13 protein-coding genes, 2 pseudogenes and 1 riboswitch are annotated in these 15,215 nt (G+C 30.3%); of the genes and pseudogenes, 10 read left to right on the top strand and 5 right to left on the bottom strand.

Annotated elements, in window-relative coordinates:
• Nucleotides 1–80 precede the first annotated feature (80 nt).
• From KPL38_RS09575 to KPL38_RS09560, 4 genes are all read right to left on the bottom strand, one after another.
• Entirely contained in the window at nucleotides 81–1,286 is a 1,206-nt protein-coding gene (locus KPL38_RS09575; protein ID WP_216288917.1) for a MalY/PatB family protein, read from the bottom strand.
• Nucleotides 1,287–1,472: 186 nt separating this feature from the next.
• Entirely contained in the window at nucleotides 1,473–2,216 is a 744-nt protein-coding gene (locus tag KPL38_RS09570) for an amino acid ABC transporter ATP-binding protein (RefSeq protein ID WP_216288916.1), read from the bottom strand.
• Nucleotides 2,217–2,229: 13 nt separating this feature from the next.
• Complete coding sequence (locus KPL38_RS09565; RefSeq protein WP_216288915.1) at nucleotides 2,230–2,913, bottom strand: amino acid ABC transporter permease; 684 nt, start codon at nucleotides 2,911–2,913, stop codon at nucleotides 2,230–2,232.
• A 12-nt stretch (nucleotides 2,914–2,925) separates the two neighbouring features.
• Entirely contained in the window at nucleotides 2,926–3,708 is a 783-nt protein-coding gene (locus tag KPL38_RS09560; protein WP_216288914.1) for an amino acid ABC transporter substrate-binding protein, read from the bottom strand.
• A 388-nt stretch (nucleotides 3,709–4,096) separates the two neighbouring features.
• Here KPL38_RS09560 and KPL38_RS09555 point away from each other — a divergent pair, with 388 nt between their 5' ends.
• From KPL38_RS09555 to KPL38_RS09515, 8 genes and pseudogenes are all read left to right on the top strand, one after another.
• On the top strand, nucleotides 4,097–4,651 hold the full coding sequence (locus KPL38_RS09555) for a TetR/AcrR family transcriptional regulator (protein ID WP_216288913.1): 555 nt from the start codon (nucleotides 4,097–4,099) through the stop codon (nucleotides 4,649–4,651).
• 90 nt (nucleotides 4,652–4,741) lie between these two features.
• Complete coding sequence (locus KPL38_RS09550) at nucleotides 4,742–5,110, top strand: HsmA family protein (protein ID WP_216288912.1); 369 nt, start codon at nucleotides 4,742–4,744, stop codon at nucleotides 5,108–5,110.
• A gap of 238 nt (nucleotides 5,111–5,348) precedes the next feature.
• Complete coding sequence (locus KPL38_RS09540) at nucleotides 5,349–5,462, top strand: winged helix-turn-helix transcriptional regulator (protein ID WP_216288911.1); 114 nt, start codon at nucleotides 5,349–5,351, stop codon at nucleotides 5,460–5,462.
• A gap of 260 nt (nucleotides 5,463–5,722) precedes the next feature.
• A complete protein-coding gene (locus KPL38_RS09535) occupies nucleotides 5,723–5,938 on the top strand; it encodes a hypothetical protein (protein ID WP_216288910.1) in 216 nt (71 codons plus the stop codon).
• 638 nt (nucleotides 5,939–6,576) lie between these two features.
• Nucleotides 6,577–6,664, top strand: a riboswitch (glycine riboswitch).
• A gap of 139 nt (nucleotides 6,665–6,803) precedes the next feature.
• Nucleotides 6,804–8,221 (top strand): annotated as a pseudogene (locus KPL38_RS09530) (amino acid permease).
• Between the two features lie 121 nt (nucleotides 8,222–8,342).
• A complete protein-coding gene (locus tag KPL38_RS09525) occupies nucleotides 8,343–9,662 on the top strand; it encodes a cation:dicarboxylate symporter family transporter (protein WP_216288909.1) in 1,320 nt (439 codons plus the stop codon).
• A gap of 237 nt (nucleotides 9,663–9,899) precedes the next feature.
• A complete protein-coding gene (locus tag KPL38_RS09520; protein WP_246577894.1) occupies nucleotides 9,900–10,262 on the top strand; it encodes a DUF1284 domain-containing protein in 363 nt (120 codons plus the stop codon).
• Nucleotides 10,263–10,398: 136 nt separating this feature from the next.
• The gene (locus KPL38_RS09515; protein WP_216288907.1) at nucleotides 10,399–11,244 is read left to right on the top strand and encodes a LysR family transcriptional regulator; all 846 of its coding nucleotides are present in this window, start codon (nucleotides 10,399–10,401) and stop codon (nucleotides 11,242–11,244) included.
• A gap of 123 nt (nucleotides 11,245–11,367) precedes the next feature.
• Here KPL38_RS09515 and KPL38_RS20460 read toward each other — a convergent pair.
• Nucleotides 11,368–11,680, bottom strand: a pseudogene (locus KPL38_RS20460) (IS3 family transposase); the annotation flags it as partial.
• 164 nt (nucleotides 11,681–11,844) lie between these two features.
• Between KPL38_RS20460 and KPL38_RS09510 the strand changes: the two are divergent.
• Nucleotides 11,845–13,485, top strand: a complete 1,641-nt coding sequence (locus tag KPL38_RS09510; RefSeq protein ID WP_216288906.1) for a malolactic enzyme — start codon at nucleotides 11,845–11,847, stop codon at nucleotides 13,483–13,485.
• A 161-nt stretch (nucleotides 13,486–13,646) separates the two neighbouring features.
• The gene (locus tag KPL38_RS09505) at nucleotides 13,647–14,975 is read left to right on the top strand and encodes a 2-hydroxycarboxylate transporter family protein (protein WP_216288905.1); all 1,329 of its coding nucleotides are present in this window, start codon (nucleotides 13,647–13,649) and stop codon (nucleotides 14,973–14,975) included.
• The last annotated feature ends 240 nt before the right edge of the window (nucleotides 14,976–15,215 follow it).

The following is a 15,215-nucleotide window of genomic DNA, read 5'->3' as shown; positions in this document are numbered from 1 at the left end:
TATATTAATTCTTATCATACCTTTAAATCAAATTTCTTTAAAAACTTATTAAATTATTTTATGCTTTATCATATAAAAGATTAATGTTCAAACTCACTATTCTCTAATAAAGTAATATTTCTTATGATATTGTATACAGCCATTTCAACATATTTGGGGTCGGTAGCCATATTAAGTCTAACAAAGCCCTTACAATTTTCACTAAATATTTCACCTAAATCAACTGCAAGTCTACATTTATCTTGTATAAATGTTTTCGTATCTTTAGGATCTACATATCCTCGTAAATCTAGCCAAGCAAGGTAGGTTCCTTCTAATGGAGTGATAATTATTTTTGGCGCTTTTTCATTTAAGTTAGTTTTAAGATAATTATAATTATATCGTATCACATCTAATAATGAATTTAACCACTCTTTTCCATGATTATAAGCAGCTTCTGCTGCAGTTAATCCCATGATATTTACTTCTGTTTTATTAACAGTTTTTGCATAAGCATCATATTTTGCCATTATTTTTTCATTAGATATGATTATCTGGGAATTTAATAATCCAGCTAAGTTGAAGGTTTTTGATGGTGCTGTAACTGTTATTAAGTTATCTGCATATTTACCCCCACTTACAATAGCCGCTGGAAATTGAATGTTTTTACCAACTATAATATCTTGATGAATCTCATCTGAGACAACAAGCACATTATGCTTTTTGCATATAGACAAGAGTTTGTCCAATTCTTTTTCTGTCCAAACCCTACCAACGGGGTTATGAGGTGAACATTGGATAAATAATTTAACATTGTTTTCAATAATATTCTTTTCAAAATTATCAAAATCAATAGTATATACTCCATCAGTATTAATTAACTCCGATGTAATCAATTTTCTCCCATTATCTTTCACTGCATTATGGAAGGGATAATAAACTGGAGTAATAATAATTACTGAATCATCGGGTTTTGTAAATGCATTAACAAACCAGTATAATGCAATAACAACACCGGTTGAGAAACGAATCCACTCTTTATTTACCTCATAGTTATGTTCATTTTTTTCCCAATTAATAAATGCATCATAATAGGACATAGGTACATATGAATATCCAAATATTCCATGTTCAATTCTTTTCTTCATTGCTTCGATTACAGCTTGAGGTGTTTTAAATTCCATATCAGCAACCCACATAGCAATTAATCTTTTATCACCATAACGTTTATCTAATGCATCCCATTTTAAGGAATTTGTTCCTAACCTATCTATTGAATATTTATCGCAAAATTCTTTTATATTCATGCTTTAACCTCCTTTTTGTTTATAAGTGAACTATTGGTTTAATTCCCAATTAACAACTAAATTTAATAATAAATGTTTATTATTAAAAAAATAGTAAAAAGGCATTCAACATAATAGTAATTATCCTGAATACCTCTTCATGTTGAACATAGAGTATGTTATGTATTTTACCTTATCAAATGTTACTTAATCATTAACCAAATTTAAGAATTGCTTTATTCGCATGTTGGTTGTGTTATTTAATATTTGAGAAGGCGTTCCATTATCGATTATTAGTCCATTATCCATAAATATTATATTGTCTCCCACATCTCTTGCAAAATTCATATTATGAGTAACGACTACCATGGTCATACCTTCAAGAGATAAATTTTTCATAACTTTAAGCACTTCGGCTGCGAGCTCTGGATCAAGTGCAGATGTTGGTTCATCAAATAACAATACTGAAGGCTCTATAGCCATAGCACGCGCTATAGCAACTCTTTGTTGCTGTCCTCCTGAGAGTTCATGAGGGTAACTTTGTGACTTTTCTAAAAGACCAACCTTTTCTAAAAGATTAAGTGCTTTATCATGAGCAATCTTTTTAGGTTGCTTAAGTACAGTAGTGAGTGCCTCCATAATGTTCGCAACAACAGTCATATGAGGAAACAAATAAAAACCTTGAAACACCATTCCTGTGTTCTTGCGTAGGACTAACATCTCTTTATCAGTTGGAACTTTGTTTCCACCAAAGACTAATTCATTATTCCCAACTTTTATTGTTCCCTTGTTAGGTATTTCTAATAGGTTCATGCACCTAAGAAGTGTGGTTTTACCTGAACCTGAAGGACCTATAATAATAGTTGTTTCACCTTTACTTATATGCACGTCAATACCTTTTAAAATTTCATTTTCTCCAAAGCTTTTATGCAAATTTTTAATAGTAATCATGTGTTTCCTCCAATTATCTAGCTACATATCTTTCAAGTTTTTTCTCTATCTTCTGTTGAAGGGTAGAAAGTACAGTACAAAACATCAAATATATAAAGGCTGCTTCACAGTACAATATAAGTGGTTCATATGTTGCTGCAGTTATTTGCTGTGCAATTTGAAACATTTCAGTTAAAGTAATTGCAGCGGCAAGTGAGGTATCCTTAACAAGACTAATAAACGAGTTTGATAGTGGTGGTACAGACACCCTAGCCGCTTGTGGCAAGATTATACGCAGTAATGATTGAGTATGAGTCATACCAATTGAACTTGCAGCCTCCCATTGACCTTTAGGTATAGATAAAATGGAAGCTCTAATTACTTCAGAATTATAGGCCCCAACATTTAAAGTAAAACCTATAATTGCTGACGGTAATGCTCCTAGTGTTACTCCGGTAGCTGGTAATCCGTAGAATATTATAAATAATTGTACGAGTAAGGGGGTGCCTCTTATTATCCATACATAAAAGCCGGATATTAGGTTTAGTGATTTATATTTTGATAAACGACCAAGAGCCGTGAACATAGCAACAATCGAACCAAGAATAAAGGAAACCACAGCAACTGGAATGGTAAACTTTATGCCAGCAGTTAATAATGGGAAAAAAGAATCTTTAATTATGTTTAGTATTCTTAGTGTATTAACATCTAAATTCATTATATCACCATCTTATTTTGACACATCAGTGCCAAACCATTTTTTTGAAATTTTTGAATAAGTACCATCTGATTTCATATCAGATAAAGCATTGTTAACTGCAGTTACTAATTCTTTATTTCCCTTATTAAACATAAGTGCGCTTGGTTGAGCATTTCCTTGTTGATCAACAACTTTTAAAGCAATGTTTGGTCTTTGTTTTTTTAGATCAAAGTAGGATAAACTGTCATTTACCGTAGCATCTACCCTTTTAGAAAGCAAAAGGTCAATTGATTGATTAAAACCATTGATTGGTATAATAATAGCACCATTTTTCTTTGCAATTGTAGATAAGTTGCTAGTTAATGATTGAGCAGATTTCTTTCCCTTTAAATCTGCAAATTTTTTGATAGTAGTATCAGAACTTTTCACTATTAATACTGCTTTTGAAACTACATATGGAGTTGAAAAATCGTATTTTTTTTGTCTAGCGGGTATTACTCCAACTTCATTTGCTACCATATCAAATCTCTTTGCATCAAGGCCAGCAAACATCCCATCCCATTTTGTTTCCACAAATTGTGGTTTCACACCGAGACGTTTAGAAACTTCCTTCGCAATATCAATATCAAACCCAGTTAAATTTCCTGATTTGTCATGGAAAGTATATGGCGAGTAGGTTCCTTCAGTACCAATTTTTATTGTTCCTGTACTTTTTATTTTAGATAATGAATTTTCAGTGGTTTTTGTTCCACATCCGACAATTCCTACTGATAATATTAATAAAAAACCGATTATTAATGATGATTTTTTCATTTGTTTCCTCCTTTAAGTTTTTTTTGATTTTCACTAATTGATGGTTCTGTTTTTACTTCTTCTAAACGAAAATTTATAATTTATTGGATGCTTATATCCATAAAAAATTATTAAATATATTTCAATGAGTGTTTATTTAAACAAAAACAACTAATTAAGTATGTTTAATAGGATATAACGAATATCATTCTAATACTCACATCAAAATATGTCAAGATATTTTTGATGGTTTGTAAAAAGCTTATTTTTGATGGTTTGTAAAAAGCTCAATATATACAAGTAAATATATTTTATTAAGAATATAAGCTATATTGACAAATAGCATTAATTTATCTATAATGAACAGTGTTCACTTGAACTTTATAATTTATTTTAGAAGGTGCTATAATTGTCAAGAATAATTGAAAATCCAGAGCAACTTATATTAAGTCGAGCAAAAGCAATTTTATACAATGAAGGTTTTAAGAAGTTTAGCATGAGAAATTTGTCTGAAAAATGTGGAATTGCCCTTGGAACAATTTATAATTATTATTCAACTAAAGAAGAACTTATTATTCAAATTATGACTGATTATTGGAAAGACCATTTATACATACTCGAAGATATATTGAATTCAAATGACAACTTATATATTAAGTTGAATGAAATATTTAATAAACTAAATATTTTCATTAAAACATTTAAAGCGGTATGGCTTAAACCTGAACTTTATGAAAATCCCGACTGCATTAAAAAGAGTTTAGAAAAAGAAAATATTTATATAGAGAAGTTAGTAATTATTATAGAAAAAATTTTATTAAAAGAAGAAGAAAACAATAAAATTAAGATTAGATTAGGTTCCTATGAAACAGCTAAATTTATATTAATGAATTATATTACAATGGTGCAGATGCCCATTTTTAAATATTCATCCTTTGAAATGTTTCTTAAAGAATTACTTTAATCAAATTTTTGATATATTGATTAAAGTAATTCTTTAACTTCATATGAACAATGTTCATATGAATCAAATTGTAAATTAGGAGGTGTTATTATGTTAGGGTATGCAATTATTTTTATTACATTAGCACTTATATTTTATACCGTCGGTGTATGGAGTGAAAAAAAACAAGGTGAATTAAAAAAATGGCATTTGTTGTTTTTTTACGTAGGGTTACTTTTTGATACTTTGGGAACAACACTTATGAGCAAAATTGTTAACGGGGGTTTTCAACTTAACTTCCATGGTATAACAGGCCTATCAGCAATAATTCTAATGCTTTTACATGCACTCTGGGCAACAATAGTTTTAATTAATAATGATAAAAAAGCTAAGGCTAATTTTCATAAATTTAGTATTATTGTGTGGATTATTTGGCTAATACCTTTTATTTCAGGTGCAATTTTTGGTATGTCACATTAAAATTAGATTTTATAAAATTAAAAAGCTTATATAAAAACAAAATCCTCTGGTGATGATAAGGTAATTATGTTTTTATGTTGTAATGTTAGTGTGTGATTTTACGCTGATATTATACTGATTTCGATTTCATTTATTTAATCTAATATTTTATTACTTCCTACACAATTACCACAACTAGTACCAACATTAGTAACAGCTTGCGCTTCTTCAAAGGATTTAGCCCATTTTAAGTTCACGCATGCTTACAGTAAGGTTTAAGGAATTAGAAGAATCGGGCATTATTATTCGTGATGTTTATTTAGGAATGCCTGTACATATAGAATATTCACTTATGCATAAAGGAGAGACTTAGAAAAAGTTATGTAGCATTCTTAGCATATAAAAGATATTGTATTGTATGGTTAATAAGCGTATTGTATAAAATATAGAAACAATAAATAAGCAAAAGGAGCTATAACATGTCATGAGTATATGTTATAGACTTAACTATTGAGCAGTTGGCAAAATTAAATGCTCAGGTACTTAAATTAGGTCCTAAAAGTATATTAGATTAATTATTGAGTTAGACTCAGCTACAGGCGTAATTGAGCTATTAAAGGAGGAAAATAGATAATGGCAGAAAGATTAAATGCAAAACTTAAATATTTATATGAAATGCTAGAAAAATATAATGATTTGAATGAAAAAAACAAGGATATTTATAGATGGAGACAAAATTCAATTCAAGAGCAAATTGAGGCACTTGAAGAGTTATTAAACGATGAACCCAACAATTGTTGGGACGAATGTTATGAAGAGGATTTGAGAGAAGTTAAGGGAAGGAGATAATAACAGATAGTAATCTGTTAGATGAAATTAAAGAACAAATTTAATTATGTTTTAAAAATAGAACCACATTAAATATAATCACAAAGTTAAACAAATAATTAAAGATTGTTATAAAGTTAATAAAGAAATGCAGAAGAATCTGAGCATTAGCATTAGTGGATTTTATGCATAGATATAAATAGATTAAAGCTTAGCAAAGTTGGAATTTATTAATAAATATAAAAATAATCTAAAATGTCCTAAACTATTATTGTGTTACATTTAATAATTTAGGACATTTTCTTATGTAATTACATAGTTTTGATGTTGTATGACAATTATATGCATAATAAAGGCAATAAAAAAGTATTACTAAGTAATACTTTACAAGCAATAAAATAAATAAAAGTAATAAAAGTAATACTTAGTATTACTTTATTACATAAGTGAGACTTTGACGACATTTGTAATTATGACCAAATAACTTTTTAATTTCAATTAAAAGCGAAAAAAATTGTTGCAGCTTTATTAAATATGTATTATCATATAGTAATAAAATTTAATAGTTCAGATGAAGATAGTGGGAGAGTTATGGCTAGTGCCATTCACCGAAGAAGTAAATCTTTCAGGTACCTATTTAATTAGAGATGACCGCTATTGGATGAACCCTTGGAGAGACTCTTAATGAGCACCGAAGGAGAAAGCCGCAAAGGCGAAACTCTCAGGTAAAAGGACAGGGGACAGGTAACATATCTTATAAAAGTAATACATAATCAATTACTTAATTTAGATCTTATCTATTTCCATTTGTGTCTCCAGTTACAAAATACTTATATTGGAAAAGGCATTTTTTAATGCATGCCTTTTACTAATATGGAGGAATAAAATGGGTCAATTAACAAAACCACTTACTCAAACCGATTCAGAAAAAGAAAATTTATCAAGAGGACTAAAAAATCGTCACGTTCAATTACTTGCAATTGGAGGTGCAATTGGTACTGGACTATTCCTTGGTTCAGGCAGGTCTATTCACTTGGCAGGTCCATCTATTTTATTTGCGTATATGATAACAGGGGTAATTTGTTTCATCATTATGCGTGCTCTCGGGGAATTATTGCTTTCTAATTCAAATTATCATTCTTTTGTAGATTTTGTACATGACTATTTAGGAAACGGAGCAGCGTTTATTACAGGATGGACCTATTGGTTCTGCTGGATTTCACTTGCTATGGCTGATTTAACAGCTACTGGACTTTATGTGCAATACTGGTTTCCGAATATAGCTCAATGGGTTCCAAGTCTTATAGCTCTTGTAGTTTTACTAATCATGAACCTTACCACAGTAAAGTTATTTGGTGAAATGGAATTCTGGTTTGCATTAATTAAAATTATTGCAATAGTATCACTAATTATAATTTGCACATTTATGATTATTAAAGGATTTTCTACAGATGCTGGCGTGTCTAGTTTTAAAAACCTTTGGAATCATGGCGGTTGGTTTCCAAATGGGGTAAGCGGTTTTATCCTTTCATTCCAAATGGTTGTATTTGCTTTTACTGGAATCGAATTAGTTGGTCTAGTAGCTGGTGAAACCGAAAATCCAGAACATGTTATTCCAATGGCTATTAATAATATCCCAATTAGAATTATTATTTTCTATATTGGTGCACTTCTTGTTATTATGAGTATATACCCATGGAATTCAATTAATCCAGATAAAAGCCCATTTGTACAGGTATTTTCTGCAGTGGGAATCCCAGCAGCAGCAAGTATTATAAATTTTGTTGTATTAACATCAGCTGCATCTGCTTGTAATAGCGGTATTTTCAGTACAAGCCGTATGGTTTACTCTCTTGCTAAAGAAAATAATGCACCTGAGTCAATGAAAAAATTAACGTCTCATCAAGTACCTTCTAATGCTCTAATGTTCTCTGCAATTGTCATTTTGATTTCAGTTATTCTGAACTACATTATGCCACAAGAGGTGTTTGTACTAATTACAAGTATATCAACATTCTGCTTTATATTCATTTGGCAATTATAGTTGTATGCCATCTAATATATCGCAAAACTAATCCTAAACTTGCGGTTAAGAGCAAATTTAAAATGCCATTTTACCCAATTGCTAACTACATAATTCTAGCTTTTATTGCTTTTATTATAGTTGTATTGGCACTTACTAAGGAAACTCGTGTAGCCCTATTTGTAACACCTGTATGGTTTATAATGCTTGGGGTGATTTACAAGATACTTAAATCCAAAATAAAAAATGAAGAAGAGGTCAAAAGAAATGAAGCAGTGTAACAAACGCTGATATATATAGTAATTTTTTGTTTTTCAAATAACATAGTAAAAATTAATATTTTTATCAAAACTTTAATTATACCAATATTAAATTAATGGAAGATTCAAAGGAGGACATAGAATGAAAAAAATTAAACTTGGATTGGGTACACAGATTCTTATCGGACTTGCGCTTGGAATTATAGTTGGTGCAGCTTTCTATGGTAACCCATCAGTTATTCCATTTCTACAGCCTTTAGGCGATATTTTCATACGTCTAATTAAAATGATTGTAGTTCCAATTATTTTTTCCGCACTTGTTGTTGGAATTGCAGGTGGAGGAGATAGTAAACAAGTTGGTAGATTAGGCTTGAAGACTATAATTTATTTCGAATTAGTGACTACAGTTGCAATCTTAGTGGGAATAGTTGCAGGAAATGTATTCCATCCTGGGACAGGCATAAACATGGCATCACTTGTAAAAACAAATATAGCAAGTTATGTAAGTACTACTAAAGCTGTTGCAAATCATAGTATGGTAGATATGATTGTAAATATTGTTCCTACAAACATTGTTAGTGCTATGGCTGAAGGAAATATGCTTTCTATCATATTCTTCTCAGTTATGTTCGGATTAGGAATTTCAGCGGTGGGGGAAAAAGCAAAACCTGTTCTTAGATTGTGCCAAGGAATTTCTGAGGCAATGTTCTGGGTAACTAATCAAGTTATGAAAGTGGCACCAATTGGAGTATTTGGTTTAATGGGTGTAACTGTTTCTAAATTTGGACTTAAGGCCTTAATTCCACTTGGTAAACTAACCTGTACTATTTATGGAAGTATGATATTCTTCGTTTTAGTAATACTTGGATTAGTAGCAAAAATAGTTGGAATAAACATTTTTTCTCTAATTAAGGTTTTAAAAGACGAACTTATTCTCGCATATACCACAGCTAGTTCAGAAGCGGTATTACCTAGATTAATTACAAAAATGGAGAAATTCGGTTGCCCAAAATCTGTTGTATCCTTTGTTATTCCTACGGGTTATTCATTTAACTTAGATGGATCAACATTATATCAATCTATTGCGGCACTGTTTATTGCTCAGTTATACGGAGTTCATTTGTCAATACTGGCTCAAATCAACTTAGTTGTAGTTCTTGCGATTACATCAAAAGGCATGGCAGGTGTTGCAGGAGCGTCTTTAGTTGTGCTATTAGCTACTCTAGGAACTGTAGGTATTCCATTAGAAGGAGTAGCATTTGTCGCTGGAATTGACCGTATTCTTGACATGGCAAGAACAGCTGTAAATGTAGTTGGTAATTCATTAGCTGCTGTGGTTATTTCCAAATGGGAAGGTAAATACAATGCAGTTCAAGGAGAAAAATATTTGAAAGAAATTAAGAACGGCTTTATTGATTCTAACATAGGTCAAAGTAAAACTGGTACAAGTCGGTTGGGTTAAATCGTAGATAAATAAATGAGTGAAAATTTTGACATAACATTAATATTTGTATATGATCCAATTGTAAACATTAATATACATAAGGTTTACAACTGGAATTTATATGAGATAAGGAGATATATTAATGGAAATGAATTTATCGGAAAAAATTTGTGGTTCCTATTTAATTGAAATTGAAGTTAGAAGTAGTCTGTTAAAAGACAGTATTATAAAATGTTAGTTTTGAGGGCTCATCACTTGTTATGTATTCAGGGATATAAAGGAAAAGGGTATAGCCCTCATTTTATTGAGAATATGGACAAAGTAGTAAATAAACTAAAACTTGATATGTATATTAAAGTTATAACTAGAACAGATGATATTTGTGTTGCATGTCCTCATGAGTTAAAAAACGGATTTTGTAAAAATGAAGAAAAAGTTTTTATATTTGATTCTAAAGTATTAAATGAACTTAACCTTATAGAAGGGAGAACTTATTTATATAAAGATATTTTGAATAATATAAAAGAAAATTTAACTTATGAGAAATTTGTGCTAATTTGTGAAAGTTGTGAATGGTTCTCCTATGGATATTGTTTTCATGAACTTAATAAGCATTAGGTTAATAATAAAAACCTGAGTCTTTACTTTGAGTTCTATATAAGTAATAAATGCCATTTATTTATATATAAAAATTAAATTTAAAAAATAGTGTAAAAAACTTTACACTATTTTATTTTTTAAGGAGTTGTGATAAATGAACATAAGAGATTTAGAATATTTCTATTATTTATGCCAAAATAAAAATTTTACAAAAACTGCAGAAATGCTTTTTGTTTCTCAGCCTTCAATAACAATGTCATTAAATAAGATTGAAAAAGAGTTAGGAGAAAAACTTATAATTAGAAATCATTCTAAAACACAACTTTACTTAACTGAAGCTGGAAAAATCTTTGAGAAACGAGCACACAATGCACTACATGAAATAAGAGAAGCAAAACTGGAAATATCAAAAATAAGTGGAGCAAAAATAAAATTAGGGGTTCCTCCAATTATTGGTGGCTATTTTTTGCCATCATTTATGAAGAAATTAGATAGAAATGGTCTTGTGGAATATATTGAACTGGTTGAGACAGGGTCCTCAGTGATGAAAAATTTACTAGTCTCTGGTGAAGTTGATATTGCATTAATAGGTTCAATTGCACCTATAAAAGATAATGATCTCAATGCCACCATTTTAAAAACAGATCAATTTATGGTTTGTACAAGTTATAGCCATCTACTTTCAAATAAGGATAAAGTTAACTTTAATGAGCTTAAGGATGAACGTTTTATAGTCTTAGGTGATTCATATATTCATAACAAAATACTAAAAGACCTTTGTTTAAAAAATGGTATTTCCACGAAAAACTTCTATTATACAGATGAAATACAAACTGCTAAATCTTTAATAGCTTCTGGAATTGGTATAGGAATAATGATTAATATGGCAGTAAAAAATATGCTATCAATAAAAACAATATCTCTAGTTCCTGCAATAAATTTTTACATATCTATTGCGGTAAGAAAAGAACAGTATATGACTTCAAAGGAAAAAAAATAATGGAAATAATGCTTACTCATTAAACAATAGTAATACTGTATCTAAGTCAACTAGGGTGTTAGTTTGAATGTAACAGCCATCCTAGTAATGTCTTTAGTTTAAACATATATTCATATATAATATTCTTTTTTTATAATGCAAAAATATCTCAGCGCAGGGAATTGTCATAAAAGCAACATTTAGCATTCATGCTCTGAATAAATTCGTTCTCTCTTAATAAATCTTGGCAATCATATGAAACATACTGTACACATCTATCTGAGTGGAATATTTTAGGCTCTCCTTCAAATTTTCTTTATTCACAACAATATTGAATGCACATATAATTAGTTTTCTAGTTAGTGTGGAATCCATTGACCAAACTAATAACTTTTATATTAAATAAATTGACGACAGTGGCTACTAGGTAAAGCCAACATTCATCAGTACATCTATATATTTTTCCTTAAGTCTGTTAAAAATATTGTTTTATTTCATTAATATTGAACTTTTATTTATCATGTTATAAATTTTTCTTATAACACTATAAATAATCTATATTTGTTATAAAAAACATGAATGTATAATAAAGATATCACAAACAAAGAGGAGAAATAATTTATGTTAGCTACAGAAATTTTGAATAATCCGTTCCTTAATAAAGGAACAGCATTTACTAAAGAAGAAAGAAAACAATTTGGGTTGATTGGAACATTACCAACACAAGTACAAACATTAGAACAACAATCGGTGCAAACCTACGGACAATATTTAAGTAAAATAACTGATTTAGAAAAAAGAATTTTCTTAATGAATATTTTTAATACAAATCGTACGCTATTTTATAAATTGATGTGTGAACATGTCGCAGAATTTATGCCAATCGTTTATGATCCAACTGTTGCAGAGTCCATCGAACAATATAATGAACTATTTGTAAAACCACAAGATGCAGCTTTTTTATCAATTAACGAACCAGAAAATATTAAAGAAAGTATAAAAAATGCAGCAAGTGGTCGTGATATTCGTTTAATCGTAGTGACAGATTCTGAAGGAATATTAGGTATGGGGGATTGCGGAGTAAATGGTGCTGATATAGCTATTGGTAAATTGATGGTTTATACTGCAGCAGCTGGTATCAATCCTAGTCAAGTATTACCTGTTTCTATTGATAATGGAACAAATAATAAAGAGTTACTCAATAATCCACTTTATTTAGGAAATCGGCACAAAAGAATTTATGGTAAAAAATATTATGACTTTATTGATCAGTTCGTTCAAACTACTACAGAACTATTCCCTGAATTATTGATTCACTGGGAAGACTTTGGTCGCTCAAATGCTGCTACCATCCTAGAGAAATATCAAGATAAGATTACAACATTCAATGATGATATCCAAGGAACAGGTATTGTTGTTTTAGCAGGGGTACTAGGTGCATTGAATATTTCTAAAGAAAAGTTAGCTGACCAAGTTATAATGACATTTGGTGCAGGTACTGCAGGTGTTGGAATTGCTAACCAATTACTAGATGAACTGATTCGTCAAGGTGTACCAGAAGAAAAAGCTCGTAAACATTTCTATATGGTAGACAAACAAGGTGTGTTATTTCAAGATACAGAAGATTTAACACCTGGTCAGAAACCATTTGTTAGAAACCGCTTAGAATTTGACAATGCAAATGAATTGACTAACTTAGAAGCAGCAGTCAAAACAATTCATCCTACAATCATTGTTGGTACTTCTACTCAACCAGGTACATTTACAAAAAAAATTATCAAAGACATGTCGGTTCATACTGCTCGTCCAATCATTTTCGCATTATCAAATCCTACAAACCTTGCTGAGGCAACAGCAGAAAATTTGATTAAATGGACAGATGGCAAAGCTTTAATCGGCACAGGAATACCTGCCGAAGATGTTGAATACAAAGGAGTTACGTATCAAATTGGTCAAGGAAACAATGCGTTAATGTATCCAGGGTTAGGTCTTGGAATTATTGCTTCAACTACTACTCGCGTGAATAGTGAAATGTTATCACAGGCAAGCCATGCTTTAGGAGGAATTGTTGATTCTAGTAAACCAGGAGCAGCAATATTACCACCTGTAGCTAAATTAGCTGAATTTTCTCAAATAATAGCCGAAGTTGTTGGTCAAAGTGCAATAGATCAAAAACTAAATCGTGAACCAATTTCAGATATCAAAAAGGCAGTAGCAGATGCTAAATGGATTCCTAAATATGTTCCATTAGAAATCAAATAAAAGAATATAACAATATTTTATTACAAGTAAATATTGTTGCATATAATCGTGGCCTTTATTAAAACAGACCACGATTATATGATTATCACAAGACTATATAAAATGAATCATAAAAATTCTTAGTTGTTTTGTGAATACAAATGAAAAAAGGAGTATCATATATGACTCAGAAATTAGACAATTTAAAAGAGATTAGAACTGATAAACAAAAAATTGGCATTTGGTCAATAAAAATTAGCGGGGTGAGTCTTCCCTTATATTTAATTATGCTTGTTATTTTAATTATCGGAATTAAATTAGATAAATTACCAGGTGGCATATTGGGAGCTCTTGCTGTATTGGTGCTACTAGGAAATTTATTCTATTACATTGGGAATCACTTACCTATTTTTAAATCTTACTTAGGTGGTGGTGCTGTTTTTTGTATTTTTGCTTCTGCAGTTATTGCTACATTTGGTATATTACCTAGTGGGGCAGTTAAAACAGTTACAATTTTCGTAAATGATATGGGCTTTCTTGATTTCTATATTGCCGCTTTAATTACGGGAAGTGTTTTAGGTATGAAACGTGATTTACTAATGAAAGCATCTATCCGTTTTATTCCTGTAGCATTTATTTCAATGGCCGTATCATTATTAATGGTAGGACTTGTCGGCATGTTAATTGGTCATGGTTTTGGAAAATCTGTATTATATATTTCACTACCTATGCTGGCAGGAGGTATCGGAGCTGGTTGTGTTCCTTTATCTGGAATTTACGCTTCTGTGTTAGGAAAACATTCATCAGAAATTATATCTCAATTAATACCAGCATCGGCTTTTGGAAATGTACTTGCAATTATTGGTGCTGCTTTAATTTCTAAAATAGGAGCATCTTTTCCAAAATATAATGGCCACGGAGCTATTATGAAATCAGATACAGAAGAAATAAAAGAGGAAGATAGGGAGCTCAAATTAGATGTTGTTCAAATTGGTGTTGGTTTCCTTATTTCTGTTTCCTTTTTTATCTTAGGAAGTATTTTTAACTATTTTGTCCCACATGTTCATGCATATGCCTTTATGATTGTTATTGTAGTGATTTGCAAAATTACCAATGCTATTCCTCAATATTATGAAGATTGTGCAGTTATGTTTAACAAATTAATTATGAAAAATTTGACCCCTGCAGTATTATCTGCAATCGGAATTGCTTTGCTTAATCTAAATGTGTTAGCTCAATCATTAACTTGGCAATTTATTGTTCTCTGCTTTACAAGTATTTTAACAATATCTATCGTTTCAGGCTTTATAGGAAAACTATTTGGACTATATCCTGTTGAATCTATGATTACTGCAGGATTGTGTAATAACAGCATGGGTGGTACTGGTAATGTAGCAGTGCTTTCAGCTGCAAATCGTATGGAATTAATTGCGTTTGCTCAAATGGGAAATAGATTAGGTGGCGCCATTGTATTAATTTTAGGAAGTTTTTTGATACATATACTAACATAGCTGTACTATTATTTTCCCGAAGTTTGTAATATAGGTTTTGAATCACTTGTACAAAGTGGTATTGCATTGCTAGAATATGATCGACTTATTAATATTCATCAGATATGATACGTTATGTTAAATTAATATTATGATTATCCCACAAAAAGCTTGTAATTACTTCCAAACGTAGTAATTATGATATAATAATATCAAAATCAGTACGTAGAGGAGGATTACTATGTTTTGCAAAAATAACGT

It is taken from the genome of Clostridium psychrophilum, from assembly GCF_018861705.1.
Taxonomy (GTDB): Bacteria; Bacillota; Clostridia; order Clostridiales; family Clostridiaceae; genus Clostridium_AD; species Clostridium_AD psychrophilum.
This window is presented reverse-complemented; position numbering and strand designations above follow the sequence as displayed.

Bases quoted from the DNA above. Each gene is read 5' to 3' on its own strand.
- KPL38_RS09575 (WP_216288917.1), bottom strand. From the start codon at position 1,286: ATGAATATAAAAGAATTTTGCGATAAATATTCAATAGATAGGTTAGGA.
- KPL38_RS09570 (WP_216288916.1), bottom strand. From the start codon at position 2,216: ATGATTACTATTAAAAATTTGCATAAAAGCTTTGGAGAAAATGAAATT.
- KPL38_RS09565 (WP_216288915.1), bottom strand. From the start codon at position 2,913: ATGAATTTAGATGTTAATACACTAAGAATACTAAACATAATTAAAGAT.
- KPL38_RS09560 (WP_216288914.1), bottom strand. From the start codon at position 3,708: ATGAAAAAATCATCATTAATAATCGGTTTTTTATTAATATTATCAGTA.
- KPL38_RS09550 (WP_216288912.1), top strand. From the start codon at position 4,742: ATGTTAGGGTATGCAATTATTTTTATTACATTAGCACTTATATTTTAT.
- KPL38_RS09540 (WP_216288911.1), top strand. From the start codon at position 5,349: ATGCTTACAGTAAGGTTTAAGGAATTAGAAGAATCGGGCATTATTATT.
- KPL38_RS09535 (WP_216288910.1), top strand. From the start codon at position 5,723: ATGGCAGAAAGATTAAATGCAAAACTTAAATATTTATATGAAATGCTA.
- KPL38_RS09525 (WP_216288909.1), top strand. From the start codon at position 8,343: ATGAAAAAAATTAAACTTGGATTGGGTACACAGATTCTTATCGGACTT.
- KPL38_RS09515 (WP_216288907.1), top strand. From the start codon at position 10,399: ATGAACATAAGAGATTTAGAATATTTCTATTATTTATGCCAAAATAAA.
- KPL38_RS09510 (WP_216288906.1), top strand. From the start codon at position 11,845: ATGTTAGCTACAGAAATTTTGAATAATCCGTTCCTTAATAAAGGAACA.
- KPL38_RS09505 (WP_216288905.1), top strand. From the start codon at position 13,647: ATGACTCAGAAATTAGACAATTTAAAAGAGATTAGAACTGATAAACAA.